Annotated in this window: 18 protein-coding genes; 9 read left to right on the forward strand and 9 right to left on the reverse strand. The window is 62.7% G+C overall.

The genetic code is table 11. The features are described 5' to 3' along the window. Positions 1–127 precede the first annotated feature (127 nt). The 4 genes from L4X63_RS08995 (at position 128) to L4X63_RS09010 (ending at position 6,609) form a co-directional block, all read left to right on the forward strand. Complete coding sequence (locus L4X63_RS08995) at positions 128–502, forward strand: DUF6567 family protein (protein ID WP_350339179.1); 375 nt, start codon at positions 128–130, stop codon at positions 500–502. Between the two features lie 299 nt (positions 503–801). After that, a complete protein-coding gene (locus L4X63_RS09000; protein ID WP_250678276.1) occupies positions 802–3,978 on the forward strand; it encodes a peptidase S9 in 3,177 nt (1,058 codons plus the stop codon). A 69-nt stretch (positions 3,979–4,047) separates the two neighbouring features. Then, positions 4,048–4,650, forward strand: coding sequence for a short chain dehydrogenase (locus L4X63_RS09005; protein WP_250678277.1), 603 nt, complete (start codon positions 4,048–4,050; stop codon positions 4,648–4,650). A 318-nt stretch (positions 4,651–4,968) separates the two neighbouring features. After that, positions 4,969–6,609, forward strand: coding sequence for a methyl-accepting chemotaxis protein (locus tag L4X63_RS09010; protein WP_250678278.1), 1,641 nt, complete (start codon positions 4,969–4,971; stop codon positions 6,607–6,609). Here L4X63_RS09010 and L4X63_RS09015 read toward each other — a convergent pair whose 3' ends face one another. From L4X63_RS09015 to L4X63_RS09025, 3 genes are read right to left on the reverse strand one after another with little or no spacing between them, the layout of a single operon-like run. Further along, on the reverse strand, positions 6,610–7,791 hold the full coding sequence (locus tag L4X63_RS09015; protein ID WP_250678279.1) for a sensor domain-containing diguanylate cyclase: 1,182 nt from the start codon (positions 7,789–7,791) through the stop codon (positions 6,610–6,612). It lies immediately after the preceding gene. A 50-nt stretch (positions 7,792–7,841) separates the two neighbouring features. Beyond that, positions 7,842–8,792 carry an aldo/keto reductase gene (locus L4X63_RS09020; RefSeq protein WP_250678280.1) on the reverse strand — a complete coding sequence of 317 codons (951 nt, stop codon included), beginning with the start codon at positions 8,790–8,792 and terminating at the stop codon, positions 7,842–7,844. Positions 8,793–8,801: 9 nt separating this feature from the next. Then, positions 8,802–9,005: a SlyX family protein gene (locus tag L4X63_RS09025; protein WP_250678281.1), complete on the reverse strand. Its 204-nt coding sequence runs from the start codon at positions 9,003–9,005 to the stop codon at positions 8,802–8,804. Positions 9,006–9,280: 275 nt separating this feature from the next. Between L4X63_RS09025 and L4X63_RS09030 the strand changes: the two genes are divergently transcribed. After that, complete coding sequence (locus L4X63_RS09030; RefSeq protein ID WP_250678282.1) at positions 9,281–9,946, forward strand: hypothetical protein; 666 nt, start codon at positions 9,281–9,283, stop codon at positions 9,944–9,946. A 143-nt stretch (positions 9,947–10,089) separates the two neighbouring features. Here the strand turns inward: L4X63_RS09030 and L4X63_RS09035 are convergent, their stop codons facing one another. The 5 genes from L4X63_RS09035 to L4X63_RS09055 are packed head-to-tail and all read right to left on the reverse strand — an operon-like array spanning position 10,090 to position 14,178. After that, positions 10,090–10,851, reverse strand: coding sequence for a TSUP family transporter (locus L4X63_RS09035; protein ID WP_250678283.1), 762 nt, complete (start codon positions 10,849–10,851; stop codon positions 10,090–10,092). Then, positions 10,848–11,417 carry a D-glycero-beta-D-manno-heptose 1,7-bisphosphate 7-phosphatase gene (gene gmhB / locus L4X63_RS09040; protein WP_250678284.1) on the reverse strand — a complete coding sequence of 190 codons (570 nt, stop codon included), beginning with the start codon at positions 11,415–11,417 and terminating at the stop codon, positions 10,848–10,850. Before gmhB ends, L4X63_RS09035 begins: the two co-directional genes overlap by 4 nt. Then, complete coding sequence (locus tag L4X63_RS09045) at positions 11,414–11,995, reverse strand: D-sedoheptulose 7-phosphate isomerase (protein ID WP_250678285.1); 582 nt, start codon at positions 11,993–11,995, stop codon at positions 11,414–11,416. Before L4X63_RS09045 ends, gmhB begins: the two co-directional genes overlap by 4 nt. Positions 11,996–12,045: 50 nt before the next feature. Beyond that, positions 12,046–13,095, reverse strand: coding sequence for a glycosyltransferase (locus L4X63_RS09050; RefSeq protein ID WP_250678286.1), 1,050 nt, complete (start codon positions 13,093–13,095; stop codon positions 12,046–12,048). A gap of 36 nt (positions 13,096–13,131) precedes the next feature. Then, positions 13,132–14,178 carry a rod shape-determining protein gene (locus L4X63_RS09055; protein WP_250678287.1) on the reverse strand — a complete coding sequence of 349 codons (1,047 nt, stop codon included), beginning with the start codon at positions 14,176–14,178 and terminating at the stop codon, positions 13,132–13,134. Positions 14,179–14,429: 251 nt separating this feature from the next. On the opposite strand from L4X63_RS09055, the gene L4X63_RS09060 reads away from it, so the two are divergent. The 3 genes from L4X63_RS09060 to L4X63_RS09070 all read left to right on the forward strand — a co-directional run bounded on the left by L4X63_RS09060 (position 14,430) and on the right by L4X63_RS09070 (position 17,970). Next, entirely contained in the window at positions 14,430–15,998 is a 1,569-nt protein-coding gene (locus L4X63_RS09060) for a SurA N-terminal domain-containing protein (protein ID WP_502799900.1), read from the forward strand. A 157-nt stretch (positions 15,999–16,155) separates the two neighbouring features. Continuing rightward, positions 16,156–17,046 carry a phosphoribosylaminoimidazolesuccinocarboxamide synthase gene (locus L4X63_RS09065; protein WP_250678289.1) on the forward strand — a complete coding sequence of 297 codons (891 nt, stop codon included), beginning with the start codon at positions 16,156–16,158 and terminating at the stop codon, positions 17,044–17,046. Positions 17,047–17,337: 291 nt separating this feature from the next. Beyond that, positions 17,338–17,970, forward strand: coding sequence for a DUF3047 domain-containing protein (locus tag L4X63_RS09070; RefSeq protein ID WP_250678290.1), 633 nt, complete (start codon positions 17,338–17,340; stop codon positions 17,968–17,970). On the opposite strand, the gene L4X63_RS09075 is transcribed toward L4X63_RS09070, so the two are convergent. Continuing rightward, entirely contained in the window at positions 17,967–18,326 is a 360-nt protein-coding gene (locus L4X63_RS09075; RefSeq protein WP_250678291.1) for a YtxH domain-containing protein, read from the reverse strand. The genes L4X63_RS09070 and L4X63_RS09075 overlap by 4 nt on opposite strands. Before the next feature lie 185 nt (positions 18,327–18,511). Here L4X63_RS09075 and L4X63_RS09080 point away from each other — a divergent pair, with 185 nt between their 5' ends. Beyond that, complete coding sequence (locus tag L4X63_RS09080; RefSeq protein WP_250678292.1) at positions 18,512–19,615, forward strand: NAD(P)-binding domain-containing protein; 1,104 nt, start codon at positions 18,512–18,514, stop codon at positions 19,613–19,615. Positions 19,616–19,743: the final 128 nt, after the last annotated feature.

Genomic DNA, 19,743 nt, shown 5'->3' on the forward strand with positions numbered 1-19,743 from the left:
ACAAGCCGCAAGGGGTGCCATGAACAAACTCGTCCCGCTTCTGTTCATCATGCTCCTCACCGCCGGCTGCCCAGCCATCCCCGCCCTCTTCTACCCCACCGCGTCGGGAACTCAATAGCAGCAACAGCTGCAGACCAATACCCTGGTACGACTGAACGGCCAGAACTACCGGATCGTGAAGACCAACGTGACCGGGAGCAGCAGGGGGTTCAGCCTGCTCGGCTTCATCACGGTGGTTTCCCCCAACTACATCAAGGCGGTCCAGCACCTCTACAAGGAGGCCGGTATCACCGAAGGGAGGGCGCTCGCCATCGCCAACATCGCCCAGCAGGATACCTCTCCCTATTTCATCCTCTTCTCGCTTCCCAAGATAACGCTGCGGGCGGATGTCATCGAATTCACCGGTCCGCCCCCCAGTGGCTCCCCCGCAGCCAGGGGCTCCACCACTGCATTAACGCGAAGGGCCGCGCAAGCGGCCCTTTTTCACGTTCCCCCTTCTTAACCTACCCAGCGAGGAAGATGATCACCGGGCAGGGGAGCTGATGCGGCAAGAGAAACGCCCCCCTCCCTCACCCGGCCTTCGGTCACGCTCTCCTCTGAAGGGGCGAGGTATAGGCCGTCGCCTGGAGGCGAGGGACGATGAAGGCGAGTTGTTCCTTGCCGATCAGCCATCCATGTAGTATAAGCCTCTCTCATGGGGAATTTGGCCGTCTCTGGAGCCTGCCACAGCGGGTTCCCCCCCAAAGCCCTGCCTTTTCTTCACCATCGAGTTTACTCTTATCCGCACTCCCGGGGACCCTCATGAGATCCGCCTTCCTGTCGTTCGTGCTCCTTTTGGTCATCGCCTCCCACGCCTACGGCGCAAGGCTCGACACCTCGTTCAAGTTCTCGACCATCGAGACCTCCCACTTTTCCATCCACTACCACCAGGGACTGGAGAGGGTAGCGGCCAAGACCGCGGTCATGGCGGAGGAGATTCACGCGAGGCTCGTGCCCGAGTTTCTCTGGGAGCCTGCCGAAAAGACACAGCTGGTGCTGATCGACGACAGCGACTTCACCAACGGCCTCACGGTGACCATCCCCTACAACACCGTCTATCTCCAGGTGACTCCCCCTACCCTGGCGTCGACTCTCGGCGAGTACGACGACTGGCTGAGAGAGCTCATCACCCACGAGTACACCCACGTGCTCACCTCCGACCCCGCCCGCGGCTACTGGCGCGTAACGCGGGCGATCTTCGGCAAGCCGCTCCCGATGCTGGGGGATCCCTTTACCGAGCTCATGTTCCTGGTGACCGCCCCACCCAACACCTTCATGCCGCGCTGGTGGCACGAGGGGAACGCGGTCTGGGGAGAGACCCAGTTCACCGGCGAGGGGCGTGGCAAGGGGAGCTACTTCGACATGGTCTTCCGGACCGCCGTGGCGGAGGATCACCTCCCCCGGGTGGACGAGATCAACGGCGACCCGCCCTACTGGCCCAACGGCGACTTTCCCTACATCTTCGGCTACCGCCTGGAGCGCTATATCGCTGACCGCTACGGTAAAGAGGCACTGGGACGGCTCAGTATCGCCCATTCCGGCCGTTTCCCCTACTTCATCGGGACTCCTCCCGAGGAGCTGACCGGCGGCAAGAGTTACGCCGACCTCTACGACGAGATGCTGAGGACGATGATCACCGAGCAGCGACAAAGGATCCGCGAGCTCTCCAAGGCCCCCTTCACCACGGTCACCAGGATCTCCAGCGAAGGTGAGCAGCTCTCCAACCCGAGGTACTCGCCGGACGGGAGCAAGATCGCCTTCACCAGGGCCGACCCCAACGACCATACCGAAATTACCGTCACCGACCACCTCGGCCACAACACCGTCGCCCATATCCGGCGCCGCTACTCGGACGGGTCCATCGCCTGGTCACCAGACGGCGGCACCATCTACTTCACCCAGGCAGAGATCAACCACGGCTTCGATGTCTATCAGGACCTCTACAGCTACCGTTTTGATGCCGACGCCACCACCCGGCTCAGCCACAGCCAGCGGTTGAGCGAAATCGACCTCTCTCCCGACGGCAGACGGTTTGCCGCCGTGGTCAGCTCGCGCGGAAGTCGCAATCTCGCCATCTTCGAGGTCCCCGACGGGGAGCACGAGCCGGGAGTCCGGCCGGTAACGAGCTACCTCATGCAAAGGGTCGCCTCTCCCCGCTGGTCGCCCGACGGGACCAAGATCTGCTATTCGCTGAGGGACAACGCAGGGCATTCATTCCTCAAGGTCTACGACCCGAAAACGGCATCGGACCGGACCATCCTCGCAGCCAGCAACAGCCTCGAGTACCCGGTCTGGTCCCGCGACGGCTCCACGATTTTCTACATCTCCGACGAGACCGGCGTCTTCAACTTATTCGCCCTCCGGCTGGCGGAAGGGAAGAGTTACCAGGTGACCCATCTTTTGAGCGGGGCACAGCAGCCTGATCCTTCCACGGACGGCAAAGGAATCGCCATCTCTCTCTACAACTCGCGCGGCTTCTCCATCGCCCGCGTCGACCTCGCGCCTTCGAAGTGGTCGGAGCAGAGAGGGCCTTCCCTCCCCCTTTTCCGGGATCTTCCTGCGCCCCTACCCGGTGTGGAGGCGGCAGCAGCTGCGGCCGGGAGCTCAGGTGCGGGAAACGCAATTCAGCCCTTACCGGCTGCCGGGGCGACGTCGCCTGCAGGGAGCAGCGTGCCGGTGCCCAAGGCTGCAAAGGTAAGGGGGATGCCGGGGGAACCCCATCCTCACCCTGTCCCTCCCCTTGAAGGGGAGGGTACCTCTCGCGACTCGGAGGTGGCGGGTTCCGCGGGGTCCGTTGGATATGCGGAAACTTTGGGGACTGGGAGGACTGGGGGGACGGCCGGAGTCGAGGAGCCCGTGGGAGCGGTGCCGTACTCGCCGCTGAAGACGCTCTACCCACGCTTCTGGCTTCCCCGGGTCTCCGCCGACGGGTCCGGAAAGCCGGTACTGGGGGCGTTCACCGCAGGGGCCGATGTCCTCGGCTACCACTCGTATCTGCTGGCGGCCGACTACAGCGTAGGCCGGAAGCGGGGGTACTGGGACTTCATCTACGACAACGATACCTGGTACCCGACCTTCACGCTGCAGACCTGGGGCCAGCCGTTTGTGTACGGCAACCTCCTGCAGCACGGCTCCGATTACTACGAGTTAAACCGCGGCTTCACCGCACAGGTCTCGGTCCCCATCAACGCCCTGGAGTGGAATTGCTTCTTCCTGGCAGGGTACCAGTTGATCGACCAGCAGGCGCTGAGCGGCCTGGAGCCTGATGGGACCTTCAACGGCCTGAACGTCTTCCGCGGCAAGCGGACGGCCGTCTTCGCCGGGGTCACCTTCGGCGACGCACTCCGCTACCCCTGGTCGATCAGCTACGAGGAGGGGCGGAACCTCTCCCTGCTCTACCACCGCTTCGACAAGGCGCTGGGCGGCGACGTCAACATCTCGGAATACACGGCCCAGTATCAGGAATTCTTGCGGATGCCATCGGAGCCCCTGAAGCACCACGTCGTATACCTGCGGCTCGCCGGGGCGGTCTCCCGGGGGGCTGATTACGCGCAACAGGCCTTCCAGATGGGAGGAACTCCCTCCGACCTCAACCCCTATTATCTCAGGGGTTACCCGTCCCGTTCGCTGGCCGGCAACTACCTGGTATCAGGCACGCTCGAATACCGGATGCCGCTCTTCAACCCGATGCGGGGACCGGGAACCTTCCCGTTCTTCGCCGAAAAGGTCCACGGCGCCATCTTCCTGGACTCCGGGGAGGTCTGGGGGAACCAGCGCTCCTTCCGCGGCGAGGAGATCAAGACCGGCGGCGGAGTCGAGGTGCGTGCCGACATCACGCTCGGCTACTGGGCCAAGCTGACGCCCGCCATCGGGGTCGCCCGGGGCTTTAACCGGGGTGGTGAAAGTCAGGTATACTTGAACGTGTACAGCCAGTACTAGCCGCGACCGGTAATTCTTCCCTTTCTTCCCGGCCGGCACGGCACCTGGCGGTACGAGGGAGGAACGAAGATGAGAGTGATCGTGGTGGGAGCAACAGGAACGATCGGGAAGGCGGTAGTCAAGCTACTGGCCAGGGAACACGAGGTCATCAGGGCCGCCTCCCACAGCGGCGATATTCGGGTCGACATGACCCGGACCGATTCCATCGAAAGGATGTATAGCGAGGTCGGCCCCTTCGACGCGCTGATCTGCGCGGCCGGGGTGGCCAAATTCGGGCCTTTGGCGGAGCTTAGCGAGGATGACTTTCAGCTCGGCCTCGACGGCAAACTCATGGGGCAGATCAACCTGGTCCGGATGGGACTGGGACGCATCAACGACAACGGCTCCTTCACCCTGACCAGCGGGATTCTGAGCCATCAGCCGATGCCGGGGAGTTCCTCGATCAGCATGATCAATGCAGGAGTGGAAGGTTTCGTAAGGGCCGCGGCACTCGAGTTGAACAGGGGGATCCGGATCAACGTGGTGAGCCCTCCCTGGGTCAAGGAGACCCTGGTGGCTCTCGGAATGGACACGTCAGGTGGCATGCCCGCTGAACGGGTGGCCCACGCCTACCTCGCCAGTCTCACCGGCACCCGCTCCGGCGTGGTCATCAACGCGAGGGATTACGCATAGCCACTAAGACTGAACGATCAAGCAGGCCCGGGGCGGTAACAGCCACCCGGGCCTTTTTGTATCCCGCCACTTCCGTGATTCTCTTCCCCTTCCCCCCCCGAGCTTCTTCCCCTAGCCTTCCCCTCCCCTTTCCCGGGTCCTTCCCCGTCTCAAACCACTGGCATAAAAGATTTAAATACTGAACCAGAATCTTAACGATTAAAGTAATTAGGGTGCTAACCGATAACAGTTAGAACGTCGCGAACGGGTAAGCGGCGTTGTTATCGCTATGTAGTGTAATTTTCTGACAGTATCAGGCATGAGAGGAGCAAAGTGACAATGAAAATGTACAAGGACTGGGGGATCTTCGCCAAGGTCATGAGTCTGTCGCTGCTGACCTGGCTAGTGCTGTTGGTAGCAACCACGTTCATACTGGTGCCCTACCTGCGCGGTATTGTGATGACGGAGAAGAAACTGGCTCTGCGCTACCTCGTCGAGGAAGCGGTGACCGTACTTGCCGATTACGAGAGACTGGCCGCTACCGGCGTCCTCACCAAGGAAGCCGCCCAGAAGGAGGCGGCTGACAAGGTCAAGCGGCTCCGCTACGACAAGAAGGAGTACTTCTTCATCAACGATCTCAACTGCCGGCTGGTGGCCAATCCGCTCCGTCCCGAGATGGAAGGGAAGGATATGAGCTCCTTCAGGGACGCCGACGGCAAGGCGATGTATCCGGAATTCACCAAGGCCGCCACCGGCCCCGAAGGGGGCGGGTACGTCGACTACCGGCAGATCAAGCCCAACGAAAGCAAGCCGCAACCGAAACTGAGCTACACGAAGCTCTTTCAGCCGTGGGGATGGGTGATCGGCACCGGGGTCTACATAAGCGAGGTCAACAAGGAGATGCGGGCCATCGAGATGGCGATCGGGGGAGGACTCTTCCTGGTGCTCCTCCTCGGTTTGGGACTCGCCTGGGGGATCTCCCGGTCGATCGCCAGGCCGGTCAACGCCGTGGTCGAGAGCATCAAGGACATCGCACAGGGAGAAGGAGACCTGATCAAAAGACTCCCGATCCAGGGGAATAATGAGGTGGGTGAGCTCTGCCGCTGGTTCAACACCTTCGTGGAAAAGCTGCACGGGATCGTAACCCAGGTGTCGGGTAGCGCGGATCAGCTGTCGGGGTCCGCAGAGGCGGTGGAATCGGCATCGCGGCAGATGGCCAGCGGCGTCGGCGACCTTACCACGCGGGTTCTTTCGCTTTCCACGGCCGGAGAACAGATGGCCGCCACCTCCAGCGACATCGCCGGAAACTGCCACGAGGCTGCCGGTAACGCCCGCTCCGCCTCCGAAAGAGCGGCCCAGGGAGCCGAGGTGGTCGGCGCGTCCATTTTCATCATGAACGCCATCGCACAGCGGGTGCAAAGTGCGGCCCAGACCGTCGCCACCCTCGGCAACCGCTCCGACCAGATCGGGACCATCGTGGGGACCATCGAGGAGATCGCCGACCAGACGAACCTCCTCGCCTTGAATGCCGCCATCGAGGCGGCCCGGGCCGGAGAACAGGGGAGAGGATTCGCAGTGGTGGCCGACGAGGTTCGGGCGCTGGCGGAGCGGACCACCCGGGCCACCCGGGAGATCGGGGAGATGATCAAGGCGATCCAGCAGGAGACCAGGGAAGCGGTGAAAACGATGGAGAGCAGCGTTCAGCAGGTGCAGGACGGCAGCAGCAATGCGGCCGCATCGGGAGAGGCGTTACAGCATATCCTGGAAATCATCACCAGCGTCACCGAGCAGATCAGCAGGATCGCCACCGCGGCGGAGGAGCAGACCGCGACCACGCGGCAGATCAGCCACAACGTGGCCACCCTCAACGAAATGGCGGGAGCCAACAACGCGGCGATCGGCGGCACGGAAGAAGCATCGCGCCATGTCCGCGAGCAGGCGGGCGAGCTGAAGCGCCTGGTACACCAGTTCAGGGTCTGATCACGGCGGGGGACCGCTTAACTGGTGGTAGTAAAGGTAGTGGTTCCCCCCCTTCTGCTTGGCGCCGTACATGGCGATGTCGGCGTTCTTCATGAGCTGGTCCGCGTCCTCGGTATCGCTGGGGTAGATGCTGATGCCGATGCTGACCCCGATCCGGCAAGGCTGGCCGGCCAGCATGAACTTTCCGCTCAGCGAGACCAGGAGCTTGCGGGCGACCAGGGCGGCATCAGAAGGGTCGCGGATGCGGGACATGAGGATGATGAACTCGTCACCGCCGAGACGGGCAACGGTGTCGGAGCCGCGCGTACAGTGCCTGAGGCGGGCGGCGACGTCCATCAGCAGGAGATCCCCCATGGCGTGCCCCATGGTGTCGTTGATCTCCTTGAATCCGTCAAGGTCGAGGTAGAGGACGGCGAAGGGGAAGCCGTACCGGCGGGCCTGGGCCAGGTTGATCTCCAGACGGTCGGCGAAGAGGGCGCGGTTGGGAAGCGATGTCAGCTGGTCGTAGTAGGCGAGCCGCTCCAGGAGCTCCTTGGCCCTCACCCGCTCGGTGATGTCCCGGAAGGTGATCTGGACCGACCGGCCGGCGGCGGTCGGAAAGGGAACGGCGGCGACCTCGACGGCGACTTCCCGGCCGTCGGAACGTACGAAGCGGTCCTCCACCCAGGTCAGCTCGAGTCCGCTCTTCTCGATGTGGGCCAGCTGGGCCCGGAAGGCGGTCCTGGTGGAAGGGGAAAGGAAGTCGAGCAGCGAGGATCCCAACAGGGTGCCGGAGGCTCCCTCGCCGAGCAAAAGCCGGGCGGCGGCGGGATTGGCGAACTCGATGCGGGAACCGCTGCAGATCAGGATGCCGTCGTGGGAGAGCTCGACGATCCGGCGGTGGCGTTCCTCGCTCTCGCGAAGCGTGGCCAGCGTCTGGCCGGCCAGCAGTTCCTCGAGGAGACGGTTCAGGGTGCCGGAGGCCGTTTCCAGGCCGCCCGGCTCGAGATCCCCCAGGGGGGACTCGGGGGCCGCTCGCTTGACGACCTCCCACGCCACCTTCTCCTCCCCGTTCTCGGTCACCACGATGATCGGCAGCGGCCGGCCGGCGTGGGAGATCTGGGGATCGGGCTGCCGCGCAGCGGCCGCCAGCTCGATCACCGTCCCCCTTTTTTTCCTGGTCGTCCCTTTTCCACCTTCCATACCGCACCTTCCATTACAACCTCCGGATTCCCGGAGGAAAAACCATTCCATCAGACAACGCGAATCATGAACTCCGGGCAGGCCGCCCCGCAGTAACCGCAGAGGATGCACTCACCTTCGTCGACCTTGGCCTTGCCGTTTACCAGCTCGAGGGCGCCGTTCGTGCAGGCGGGAACGCAGAAACCGCACCCCTTGCAGAATGCCTCCATTATTCTCAGCTTGCGGCGCCGCCCTTCCAGTTTGCTCCAGAGTCCCTCCTCGGCCACCCCCTGCTCGAAGAGGGCGATGTTGCCGTCGATCTCACCTTCGGAGAGCATGCCGACGGCGACGCCATGGACGCCGTCGAGCCCGAGGACGAAGCGGAGGCTATCCCGCGCGGTGGAGATGAGGTTTCCCCCCGCCAGGGCCTTCATGGTGTAGACACCCTTCCCCGCCTTGGCGCAGGCGGCGATGGCGGAGGCCATTTCGAAGGCGGTGCCGTCGATGATCCCCATGCCGGTCCGGTTGATCAGCGGATGGATCACCTCGATCTCCGGAAAGGCGGCGGCCTTGCGGATGGCGCAGACGTAGTGCGAGGAGAGGCCGACGTGCCTGATCTTCCCCTCCCCTTTCATCTTCACCAGTTCGGCGATGATTTCCGGGCGTTCGGTGAACGGGTCGGCCACCCGTGCGCCGTGCAGATGGACGATGTCCAGGGTCTCGCGCCCAAGCTCACGCAGCGCACGCTCCACGTGGGCCCGGGCGGTCTGCGCATCGTTCGCGTGGGTCTTGGTGGCGATTACCACTTCGCCCCGGTAGCCGTCGAGGGCCGAGCGGATGTGCGGATAGCTCTGGTACAGCTCGGCGGTGTCGAGCAGGTTGACCCCGCGCTCGAGCGCGTAGCGGATCAGCCGCCCCCCTTCTTCCGGGGTGACCGCGGCCTGCAGCGGCCCCAGCGGGAGGGTCCCGTAAACCAGGGGGTGGATGTGAAGTCCGGTCGTGCCGAGCGCGATACGTTTCATTGCCTGTTCCTAGTAGTGAGGGGGAGGCTCTTCCTCGGAAGGAAGCTTGTTCTGCGAGGGCATGATCCCCCTCAGGTGTTCCTGGATGAGTGCCATTTCCCGGGTCAGCCTTTCGATAGCCGCCTCGTGGCTGGTGACCACCTCGTTCAACTGCTCTATGACATGGCCCTGGTGCATGACGAGGATCTCTATGTCAGTCAGGCGCTGCTCCATTACGTCCTCTCCTGTGAAGATAAGAATCTGCCGGTGCCAAGACACTCTTCCCGTTCATCCAGGTACTCTAGGAAGACCTGTCTCTGCTGTCTAGGTGGCATGAAAACCGGAAGGGAAGGAGCACTTTGACAGTAGAGAACGTACGGGAGGGGGGAGACAGCGCGGATTTTACCTCCAAAGTACATTTCAGCCAAGATAAAAAACTTCAAAAACACGGCGTATTCTGATAATTTTCGACGACGCCCTGGCGGGCAGACCGTATACGGAGGTGGTTGATGTCGGATGCGCCCAGATCGAGCAGCGAGCGGCACATAGATGATCTGATGAGGCACGTGGAACCGGGATCGGAGCGGTACGAGATCCTCGATCGCGCGAAGCGCTTCAAGTCTTCCTGGGTGGAGTTGGGAGAAAAGCTTTTGGAGGTGAGCCGTAAGGGGCAGTTCCGCGACTGGGGGTACCAGAGTTTCGAGGAATACTGCGTCCAGGAGATCAGGATCAAACGGGGGACCGCGGAGAAGCTGACCACCGCCTACCGCTTCATGGAGAAGGAGGAGCCGCAGCTGATCGCCAACCGGCAGGAGCTCCGCCCCCTTCCCGACTTCCGCTCCATCGACCTGTTGCGTCAGGCCAAGGAGGAGAAGGCCTTTACCGAGGAGGAGTACGGCGATCTCAGGAAGAGCATCGTGGAGGAGGAGCGCAGCCACCCGACGGTGCTGAAGAAGTTCAAGGAGGTGGCGGCGTTACGGGAGGAGGTCAATCCCCTGGCCCCGCTGAAGGCGGCGCTTTCGGCGGCCAAGAGGCTGGAGTCTGCCCTGCGGGGCCTGCCGGATGCCCGCAATTTCGTGCAACTCGCTGCGGACATGGTGGCGCACCTGGAAGGCGAACTGGAAGCCATGGGGGCAGGCGAAGCCGAGGAAGCGGGGACCATCAGGGAGATCTAGCCGGCGGCTGGTCCGGCAGCAAGGGTGACGGCAAGGGACGAAAGGCGCCTGAGAGCGGCGGCCGGCCAGAGAAAGTAGGCGAGAGCCCTGATGGAGGAGAGAAAGACGGAAGCGGGGCCGCCCCTTTGAGGGAGCGGCCCTTCTTATTTGTAGTTGTCGAAGAAGAGCTTGGCGGTGACTGCCAGCACGGAACTGATGAAGACCGGACGCACGAAGCGCGTCCCCTTCTTGATGACCAGTTTCGCCCCCACGCGGGCGCCAAACGCCTGGCCGAGCCCCATCAGGATCCCCACCACGAAGACCACCTGCCCTCCGGCGATGAAAAGCACCAGCGAGACGATATTGCTCACGAAGTTGAAGACCTTGGTGTAGGCGGTCCCCTTCCGCATGTCGAAGCCAAGCCCAAGCATCAGAGAGATGACCCAGAAGGAGCCGGTGCCGGGGCCCAGGAAGCCGTCGTAGAAACCGAGCAAGAGACCGAAAATGGGATAGAAAACCGGCGGCGCCATACGGGGATGCGCTTCTTCGACCCCAAGCTTCGGGGTGAAGATCGTGTAGCAGAGGATGACGAGCAGCAGATACGGGATGAACCGTTTGAGGAAACCGGGATCGAGCTGCTGGACGGTGTAGGCGCCGACTACCGCCCCCACCGCGGTCCAGATGATGCCGGTGCGGGCATCGCGCAACCGCACGGTCCCCGCCTTCACGAAATGGAACATGGCGCTGGCGGAGCCGAAGCTCGACTGGAGCTTGTTGGTTCCCAGCGCGGCCTGGGGAGGGAGCCCGACGCCGAGAAGGACCGGGACGGTGATCAGTCCGCCGCCGCCGGCGATGGAATCGATCAGTCCGGCCACGGCTCCGGTGACAAAGAGCACCAGCAGAAGCAGCGGAGAAAAATGGATCATGAAAGGGCCAGTATTGCCTGGGCGGCGGAGGCGAGGTCGGGGAAGCGTTGGATCCCTTCGGGGAGCTTGGCGGCATCGCCGGCGCCGTAACCGGTGAGAACAAGCAGCGAGGTGCAACCGGCGGCGATCCCGGCCTGGATATCCCCGGCCTTGTCGCCGACCATGAAGGAGGAGGCCAGGTCGATGCCGAGGTCTCCGGCCGCCTGCTGGAGCATGCCGGGAAGGGGTTTGCGGCAGGCGCAATCCAGGCGGTAGTCGCCTATCCCGTGCTGCGGGTGATGGGGACAGAAATAGCAGGCATCCACGGTGACGCCGAAACGGGCGAGCTCCGCATGCATGTGGGCGTGGACCGCCTCCAGCGCCGCCTCGTCATAGAGACCGCGGCCGATGCCGGACTGGTTGGTCACCACGACCAGCATGAAGCCGGCATCCTGGAGGCTCTTCAGGGCCTGCGGCGCGCCCGGGATGAACTGGAACTGCTCAACCCGGCTCAGATAATCGACGTCGACGTTGATGGTCCCGTCACGGTCGAGGAAGACCGCCCTTCTCTTCGGCTGGCTGGTCAAGGCTTGGCCGCCTTGAAGAGCGTTTTCTCGAGGAGGTCGCAGACGATGTGGATGATGGTAATGTGTCCTTCCTGGATGCGGGGGGTATCCTGGCTGGGGACGATGAGGGGAAGATCCACCAGCTTGCCGATGGAGCCGCCATCGCGTCCGAGGAGGGCGACGGTCTTGCAGCCGATCGCGGCGGCGGCCTTGAGGGCGATCTCGACGTTGGGGGAGTTGCCGCTGGTGGAGATGCCGATCACCACGTCGCCCGGCTGGGCGAGCCCCTCGACCTGCCGGGAGAAGACGCGGTCGAAGCCGTAGTCGTTGCCGACCGCGGTGAGGATGGAGGTGTCGGTGGTAAGCGCGATGGCAGGCAGCGCCCGCCGCTCCATCTTGAAGCGCCCGATGATCTCGGCGGCCAGGTGCTGGGCGTCGGCCGCGGAGCCGCCGTTCCCCATCACCAGCATCTTCTTGCCGTCCCGGTAGGCATCGGCCAGCAAGCCGACCGCCACCTCGATGGCGGTGGCAAGATCGCGCTCCATCGCTTCGACTACCTGGCGGTGACTCTCCAACTGCGACTTGATCTCAGCTAACATCGCCCCTCCTCAGGGTGAAAAACTTACCAGAATTGTAGATGCCGTCTCCCTTAAAGGGACGCGGGGGACGGCTGCGCCTTGCGCCGTATGCTGTCGCTCAGTTCGGTGAAGGTGAGGTACGTGGGGCTCCAGGGGAAGGCAAAACCATCGACGGCGGTGACCGGAATGCAGCGGGGAGAATGGGCGAGCACCTTCTCGAATACCTTGCGCTTGCTTACCTCAAGGGCCAGCCGCGGCAGCGGGAGCAGGGTCACGTGCTCGTGGAGCCCACCGAGACCGGACTGCTGGGCGGCCTTGTGGAGCTGCGCAGGTAACAAGACCGTGTAGCTGTCGCCATGGCGGGCACCTACCACCAGGAGTTCGAGCTTCTGGCTCAAGAGCCCGAGGTCGACACCCTTCGGCACGTGGAGCACGTAGTCGAGACCGTCGCCCCAACGTTCGGCGAAGGTGGCCCGGCTCCGTTCGAGGGTTTCCCGGCGGCGCCGCTCGGAGCCGAGCACCACCTCGTCCTGGTAGGAGACGAGCGGCCCCGGCACCCGGTAGGAAAGGAAGCCTTTGGCACAGGCCCTCCTGGTGTAGTCCCTGAGGCACCACTCCCCGCCATCCATCGCCTCGTCGAAACCTCCGATGGCCTCGTAGGCTTCGCGGGTGACGACCATGGCGGCGAAGGAGCCGCTAGCGATCTCGATGGGGGAGTGGCAGGTGGCGGTCGACTCGCCGTTGGTCAGACAGGGAAGGAGAATGCCCGCTTCTGGATGGGAGGCCGCGAAATCGAGCAGCGGCTCCAGCCATTTATCGCTCACCATGGTGCTGTTTCTGACCAGGGCCAGAAAACGCGCCTCCGACCTCTTCAACCCACGGTTGGCCGAACGGACGAAGCCGACGTTGGTGTCATCACGCATGAGAAGGGCTCGATCATCGAGCCCTTCAGCGAAATCCTCCAAAAGCCGCTCCGTCTCACGGTCGCTGCCGCTGTCATACATGACGAAGCGCGCCCGCGGGGTGTAGTTGATCAGATTAACCAGGCAGTTGCGGGTCTCATTGGGCCTGTTCCAGACTGGTATGACGACATCGACGATGCACTCATCTTTAGCTGTCATTTTGGTCCTTGGGAAGGCTGGGACTGGTAGGAACCTTTAGCTGCTGACGGCAACGTTTCTGAGCAGGGTCAGTTCGTCGAGCACCTTGCCGGAGCCGAGCACGACGCAGGAGAGGGGGTCTTCGGCGGTAACCACCGGCAGACCGGTCTCTTCGCGCAAAAGGACATCCAGGTGACGCAGCAGTGCGCCGCCGCCAGCCAGCACGATCCCCTTGTCCACCAGGTCGGCGGCCAGTTCGGGGGGGGTACGCTCGAGGCAGTTGCGGACGGCGTCCACGATGGCGGTAACCGGCTCGGAGAGCGCCTCGCGGATCTCGTTGGAGTCGATCTCGGTGGTTTTGGGAATCCCGGAGACCAGGTCGCGCCCCTTGACCTCCATGTGGACCACCTCGTTGCCGGGATAGGCTTCGCCGATCTCGATCTTGATCAGCTCGGCCATGCGGTCGCCGATCAGGAGGTTGTACTTACGCTTGATGTACTGGACGATCGCCTCGTCCATCTTGTCGCCGCCCACCCTGACGCTCTTGGTGTAGACGATGCCGGCCAGGGAGATGACGGCAACCTCGGTGGTACCACCACCGATATCGACGATCATGTTGCCGGAAGCCTCGGTGATGGGAAGCCCGGCCCCGATGGCGGCGGCCATCGGCTCCTCGATCAGGTAGACCTCGCGGGCGCCGGCCGATTCGGCCGATTCCTTGACCGCGCGCTTCTCCACCTGGGTGATCCCGGAAGGAACACAGATGACGATGCGGGGACGGACGAGGGTCTTTCTGTTGTGGACTTTGTGAATGAAGTAGCGGAGCATCTCCTCGGTGATGTCGAAGTCGGCGATGACCCCGTCCTTCATGGGACGGATGGCGGTGATGGAGCCCGGGGTGCGCCCCAGCATCTTCTTCGCTTCCATCCCGACCGCCAGCACCTTGTTCTGTCCGGTGCTCTGCACCTTCTGCACGGCGACTACCGAAGGCTCCCGCACCACAATCCCCTTACCTTTCAGGTAAACGAGGGTGTTGGCGGTGCCAAGGTCGATGGCGAGATCATTGGAAAACATGCCGAAGAGGGCATCGAAGATCTTGAGCATTTTTCAAAACTCCTTTTAATTTGCTGCACCGGCACGGACGGCATCCGGCAAAGGACGAAGAATAGCAAAAACTCCGCACCCTTGCAACAAAGAAAACCCCGCTCAGCGGTTTACACACCACCCGCCCAGACCGCAGCCCACGCATTCTGCTGTTGCAATTGCGATTAGACTATATTATAGTTCCAGACTCTTGTCTGAAGCCTCGGCGCAATACTATCTCCAAAGGAGTCCCATCGTCAATGCTTGGCATAATGAGAAAGTACAAAGAGTCGCCTGTCATCAAAATTGTCTTCATTGTGATTGTGCTTTCCTTCGTAGGCACCATCTTCCTGGTCTGGGGCCGGGGCGGCGACAAACAGAGCGGACCCGCCGGGTTCGCTGCCAAAGTTGACGGAACGAAGATCTCGCTGGACGAGTTCGAGAAGGCTTACTACCGGAACCGTAACGTCTACGAGCAGATCTACGGCCGCTCCCTCACCCCCGAGATGGAAAAGCAGATGGGTCTCAAGAAGATGACCCTCAACTCCCTGATCGACAACGTGCTGATCATGAAGGAAGCCAAGCGGATGGGGATCAGCGTCGGCAACGACGAGGTCGCCGCCGAGATCGCCAAGATCCCCGCTTTCCAGAAGGACGGCGCCTTCAACTTCGACCAGTACCAGGCTACCCTGAGGGCCAACCGCCTGACCCCGGCCGCCTTCGAGGACGCCCAGCAGCAGGAGCTCCTCGTCCAGAAGGCCCGCACCAAGATCACCTCCGCCGCCAAGGTGACCGATCAGGAAGTCACCGACGCCTTCAAAAAGCAAAACGACAAGTTGTCGCTGCAGTACGTCGCCTACTCCCCCGCCGACGTCAAGGGTGGCATCAAGCTGACCGACCAGGAGCTGACCAGCTTCCTGCAGGATCACCAGAACGAATTCAAGACCCCGGAGCAGGTCAGCATCGCCTTTGCCAAGGTGACCCCGGCCCAGCTCGCCTCCAACGTCACCGTGACCCCGGAAGAGGCCCAGGCCTACTACCAGAAGAACATCGATCGCTACCAGGGCAAGGGTGGTATACTCCCGTTTGACCAGGTGAAGGATAAGGCCACCGCCGACGCCATCAAGCAGAAGGCCGCCAAGCAGGCCTACGAGAAGGCCGCCGACGCGGTGAACAAGTTCAAGACCAAGGCCGACATCGATGGCGCTGCCGCCGAGCTGGGGGCCAAGGTCCAGCAGACCCCGCTCTTCACCGCCCAGACTCCCGCCGCTTCCATCGCCTCCGAGACCGAGCTCGTCTCCCGCGCCATGGCCCTCAAGCAAGGTGAGCTGGGTGGCCCGGTGGAAACCGCCGACGGCATCTACATCCTGAAGGTGACCGACCGCAAGCCGGCCGCCGTACCGCCCCTGGCGCAGATCCGCAGCGCCGTCGAGCAGAAGGCTTTGACCGCCAAGGCCGCCGAGGTTGCCAAGAAGAAGGCCGAGGAGGCGCTGGCCCAGCTGGCTAAGGGTGGCATCTCCACCAAGGATACCGCGACCTTCGGCTACAACCCGCAGGGCTCCATCCCCGGCATCGGCAATTCTCCCGAGCTGATTGAGCAGGCCTTCGCCCTGACCACCGCGGCCCCGGTCGCCAAGCAGGCGGTCAAAGTGGGGGATACCTGGTACGCCGTCAAGCTCAAGAACAGGATCGAGGCTCCGCTCACCGACCTGGCCGCCAAGAAGGAAAGCATCAGGCAGAGCCTGCTTCCGAAGAAGCAGCAGCAGGCGCTGGAAGCCTGGCTGAAGGACCTCAGGGCCAAGGCCAAGATCGAGATCAACCCGGCCGTCGTCGGCGACTAGTACGAGACCGGCCCCGCCGCAATCGGCGGGCAGTAACGGGCAGTACCTGTAAAAACAGCTGGTTCTTTTTACGTTGCGAGGTGGAGGGCGAAAGGTTCGCTCTTCACCTTTCATCGTTTCACGAGCACATGCATACAAAGGCAAAGGAGAAAAACAAATGACGAAACCGGTACTTACCACGGACTTCCCCGGACTCAAGCTGGCTGCCCGCGGCAAGGTGCGCGACATCTACGACCTGGGCGAGGCGCTGCTCATCGTCACCACCGACCGGATCTCCGCATTCGACGTCATCATGAACGAAGGGATCCCCAACAAGGGGTACGTCCTGACCCAGATCTCCGCCTTCTGGTTCCGCCAGATGGAAGGGATCATCAAGAACCACATCATCTCCACCGACGTGGCTGATTTCCCGAAGGAGTGCCAGCCGTACGCCGATGTCCTGGCCGGCCGCTCCATGCTGGTCAAGAAGGCGCAGCCCCTGGCGGCCGAGTGCATCGTGCGCGGCTACATCTCCGGCAGCGGCTGGAAGGACTACCAGCAGACCGGCGCCATCTGCGGCATCAAGCTCCCCGAAGGGCTCAAAGAGAGCGACCGTCTCCCGCAGCCGATCTTCACCCCCTCCACCAAGGCCGAACTCGGGACCCACGACGAGAACATCTCCTTCGAGAAGATGGCCGAGATCTGCGGCAAGGAGATCTCCGAGAAGGTCCGCGCGGTCACCCTGGCCATCTACGAGAAGGCCCGCGACATCGCCGACGAGAAAGGGATCATCATCGCCGACACCAAGTTCGAGTACGGGATCTACGACGGCGAACTGATCATCATCGACGAGTGCATGACCCCCGACTCCAGCCGCTTCTGGCCCAAGGACAGCTACAAGCCGGGCGGCCCGCAGCCGTCCTTCGACAAGCAGTTCCTTAGGGACTACCTGGAGACCCTGGACTGGAACAAGACCGCGCCGGCCCCGCCGCTTCCCGCCGAAATCGTCGAAAAGACCGCCGAGAAGTACATGGAGGCGCTGGTCAAGCTGACCGGCAAGGGGATCTAACCCGCTCCACCGTTCCCGACCGACATCTCCCTCCCGGCGCCTGTGGCCAGGCCGCCCGGGAGGGGGATGCTCCCGAATGACCAAAAACCATTTCGACTGCTGCCCCGCCCCTGCGATACGCCTCCCTCCCCTTCGAGGGACGGCCCCGGTGACGCTGGGTGGCGAGCTCAAAAGAGGCCCCATCCTCATCCTCCCCTTCTCGATGAACGAGAAGAGACCTCCAATTGCAACCGTTGCCAATCTCCAGAAGAAATGGCCCCCCTCCTCGCAGGGGAAACGGAAAGGCACGCCATGTTGAACAATCTCCTTTTCTCCGCACTGATCCTTGCCGCCACCTCGACCCCCACCGCCGACATCCCGGTAGGGCGCTTCTCCCATTCGGACATGACCGGCTGGAGCGACAAGGCGGTGAAGGGAAAAACCAGCTACTCCATCGAGGACGGCGTCCTCAAGGCCCACGCCAACAAGGCCGCATCCGGGAAGATCAAGAAGCTCTCGGTCGACACCAAGAAATACCCCATCCTCACCTGGAGCTGGAAGATCGAGCACACCCTTCAGCACGAGGACGTCACCAAGAAGCAGGGGAACGACTTCGCCGCGCGCGTCTACGTGATCTTCCCGCGCACCTTCTTCTGGAGGATGCGGGCCATCAACTACGTCTGGAGCGCCAAGATGCCGAAAGGGAGCGAGGCGAAGAGCCCGCACGCCGCAAACTCGGTGATCGTGGCGGTGGAGAGCGGGGACGAAAAGGTCGGGAAATGGGTTAGCGAGGAGCGGAACGTCTACGAGGACTACAAGAGGATCTTCGGAGAAGAGCCCCCCCTCATGGGGGGGGTGGCGATCATGACCGATACCGACGACACCCAGGACGAGGTCACCGCGTGGTACGGTGACATCACCCTGCGTGGCGCCGAAAAGCCTTAGCCGATCATCTTCATGAGGCGGTTACGCTGTTTTTCGAGGCGGCTCTCCCCCTCCGCCATCGCCTTGAGGAGCCCTTTCTTGGCGCCGTAAGCCATGTCTTTCCCTTTGTCGAGGATCTCGGCGGCGCGCTCGCCGACGGCCTCGGCCATGTCGGTTACCTGCTCGGTGAAATCCTCCACAGCCTCGACCGCGTCACGGGTCCTCCTGCGCGCCTTCTTCGCGTACTTGCCGAGTTCCTTGCGTGTCTTGTCACCGCTTTGGGGAGCGTACAGGAGCGCCACCCCAGCACCGATCAGGCCGCCGACGATCAGCATCATCGCACCGGTCGTTATGTTGTTGTTCTCTCTTTCAGCCATACGGTCCTCCTTTTAACCGTCTGATGGTGTCGCAATGGGTAAATAGTACCCTATGCCGCGATTTTGCCAAGCGGACCGCCTCCCACCCCTCCCCCGCCGCCGGACTTGGCCCGGGCGCTTCCTTCTGGCGGCAACCATCTCATGAGTGTATAATCGCAGGACAACCCATTAATCCAAGGAGCACCATGGAAAAGACATACGACGTAATCATCGTGGGCGGCGGCCCCGGCGGGGTGGCTGCAGCCTACCTCGCCCATAAAAACGGCCTCTCCCACCTCCTGATCGAAGCCGGCAAGGCCGTCTTCCACGGCATATCGACCACCTATCCGGAAGGAAAGAACGTCTACCCATCGAAGCCGAAGGAGGATCCGGAGCCCTTCCTGGTCGAGGAGTTGCGGCCGCCCGACAAGCCGGTCACCGTGGAGAAGTACATCCAGTACGTGCAGCACTTCGTCCAGCACGAAGGGCTCAACGTGGTGACCGAGACCGCCTTCGAGGACATCGAGGACGCCCGGGATCACCTCAAGGTGGTCACCAACAAGGGGATCTTCCGGGCCAGGAAGGTGCTGCTCGCCTTCGGCAGCTCCATTCCCAAGGAGCTCTCCGTCTACGGCGATGCCAAGATGGTGGCCAAGACTTTGGACGATCCGCGGAAGTACCTCGGGGTGCGGACCCTGGTGATCGGCGGCGGGAACTCCGCGGCCGACGTCATCATCTCCATCCTGAAGGCCAAACGGAGCGAAAACGACAAGGAACCGGTGTACTGGGCCCATGTGGCCGAGACCTTCGACGTCAACAAGGAGACCGCCCAGAGGCTGGGCGAGGAGATCCTTCTCGGGGGGAACATCAGGCTCCTCCCCGGCGCCACCCCGAGAATCGGAGAAGTGGACGACGAGGGGGTGGACCGGCTGGTGATCCGGGTGAGCGAGGACAAGCTCCCCGGCGGTATCGAGCGTTACCACGCCATGAGCTTTCCGATGAAGAACGTGATCGCCTGCATCGGGAGCCAGGGGCCGATCTCGGTCTTCGACCGGGTCGGCGTGCAGACCATCGCCTGCGCCGAAGGGGTCTGCAAGGTGGCCAAGGAAGGGGACCGGCTGCTCCTTTTGACCTCGGAATTCGAATCCACCAGGAAGGGGGTCTACGTGATCGGCGGGGCCATATCCCCCTCGTACATGCGGATCAGCCAGGGGTCCATCCAGGAGGAGCGCCACCCCAACCTCATCCACACCGCGGTCAACGACGCCCACCACGTCATCGACGCGATCAGGGGAAAGATCAAGGGGTAGCCGATACCCCCATCCTCACCCCCACCCTCCCTTTGAAGGGGAGGGAGAGTTGGACGTAGACGTAAAGAGACCCCATGCTCCTCCATCGACAGGAGGCAAAGCATGGGGTCTCTTTTTGTCCTTACGTT

It is taken from the genome of Geomonas sp. Red32 (assembly GCF_023652955.1).
Classification (GTDB): domain Bacteria; phylum Desulfobacterota; class Desulfuromonadia; order Geobacterales; family Geobacteraceae; genus Geomonas.